This window comes from Nonomuraea sp. NPDC003804, assembly GCF_040610675.1.
In the GTDB taxonomy this organism is placed as follows: Bacteria; Actinomycetota; Actinomycetes; order Streptosporangiales; family Streptosporangiaceae; genus Nonomuraea.
The window spans coordinates 1-1,563 of record NZ_JBEXMT010000094.1 but is presented as its reverse complement, the minus strand read 5'-3'; the positions used below and the strand labels follow the sequence as shown (position 1 = coordinate 1,563).

Genomic DNA, 1,563 nt, shown 5'->3' with positions numbered 1-1,563 from the left:
TCATCGACGAGCTGACGCGCCAGCCAACAATACGGCGGGCAAACACGTCGATCACGAATGCCACGTACAGCCAGCCTTGCCATGTCGAGACATACGTAAAATCCGACACCCAGAGCTGATTCGGTCGGTCAGCCTTGAACTGCCGGTTGACTCGGTCCAGCGGGCGCGGCGCGGTCACCTCGGGAATCGTCGTGCGAACACGCTTACCGCGAACTGCGCCACGCAAGCCCTGCAGTTTCATCAACCGTCCGACCGTGCAGCGTGCCACTGCAATGCCTTCCCGGTTCATCTGCTTCCAGACCTTCGGCACGCCGTAGACCTGCATGTTGGCCTGCCAGACACGCTTGATCTCCGGTTGCAAAAGCTCATCGCGTTTCGCGCGGGCGCAGCGCTTCGACGGATCGCGAAGTTGTGCTGCATGGCGTCGGTAGCCCGACGGGGCAATCCGCAAGACCTTGCAGATCGGCTCGACCCCGAAGGTGTCGCGATGCTGATCAATGAAGGCCTTCAGGACTTGAAACGGCGGTCGAGCTCCGCCTGGGCGAAAAACGCGCTCGCCAGTTTGAGAATCTCATTGGTCCGGCGCAGTTCCTTGACCTCGCGCTCCAAGGCCTTGATGCGTTCACGCTCGGCCGTACTCACGCCATCGCGCTCTCCACGGTCGACCTCGTCGCGCTTAACCCAATCCAACAACGTCTGCGGCGTGCAGCCGATCATCGGCGCAATCGATTCGACTGCCGCCCACATCGACGGGTGCTCGCTACGCTGCTCGCGTACGAGGCGCACTGCGCGCTCTCGGACTTCCGGGGAAAACTTGCTTGGCTTCTTGTTCATGGCTCCATTCTCTCAAGAGTTGGAGCCTCCACAAAACTCGGTGCGGTTCAAGCAGGTTCATCTGCTCGCTGTTGAGCTGTTCGCTACGCCGGCCGAACTGCTGGCGCTTGAGGATCGAGATCTCATGGGTAAGCTGGTCGATGCGGGTCTGCTTGTAGCGGAGTTCCCGATCTCGTTCACTGGCTTCCCGCTCCTTCTCGTGGATCGCCTGGTCCTTCGACTGGACCTCTGCAATCAGTTGCGCAGTCAGGGCGCGCAACTGTTCCGGGGTGAGTGCGTCGAGGTCAGCGGGATTCATGCAGGCCAGTCTGCCAGAACGCTGTAGGTGGTGGAAGCTGAACTGTTTACGCCTCCGTCGTACTCAGACGACACGGATCACGCCACTCTCGCCAATGCGTTGCCACGGCAGGCCCAGCACCAGGCCGGCCAGTTGTTCGTGCGTCAGTTCATGCTGCTTCGGTTCGCTGCCGGCGTGCGGCCAGGCAAATTGCCCCTGATTCAGACGTCGTGCTGCCAACCAAATGCCGATCCCGTCGTGGATCAGGACCTTCATGCGGTTGGCGCGGCGATTGGCGAACAGATAAGCATGGTGCGGGTGCGCGGCACCGAATACCTTGACCACGCGCGCCAAGGCCGTGTCGAAACCGGCACGCAACCCGCCGGCCACGACCGGCGACCCGCCCGGCAACAGCGAACCGACCGCGCCGACACACAGACCGGCGAGCACCA

General features: G+C 62.0%; 2 protein-coding genes, 1 pseudogene and 1 other annotated feature. All 3 genes and pseudogenes read right to left on the bottom strand.

Translation table 11 applies throughout. The features are described 5' to 3' along the window. A pseudogene (locus tag ABZX22_RS44985) lies at positions 1-834 on the bottom strand (IS3 family transposase); the annotation flags it as partial. After that, positions 437-553 (bottom strand) — a sequence feature (AL1L pseudoknot). Its footprint overlaps the pseudogene before it by 117 nt. After that, positions 761-1,132 carry a transposase gene (locus ABZX22_RS44980; protein ID WP_354923455.1) on the bottom strand — a complete coding sequence of 124 codons (372 nt, stop codon included), beginning with the start codon at positions 1,130-1,132 and terminating at the stop codon, positions 761-763. The gene ABZX22_RS44980 and the pseudogene ABZX22_RS44985, both read right to left, overlap by 74 nt. Before the next feature lie 63 nt (positions 1,133-1,195). Then, positions 1,196-1,563: IS66 family insertion sequence element accessory protein TnpB (gene tnpB, locus ABZX22_RS44975; RefSeq protein WP_354923453.1), on the bottom strand; the 368-nt coding region annotated here is incomplete at its 5' end.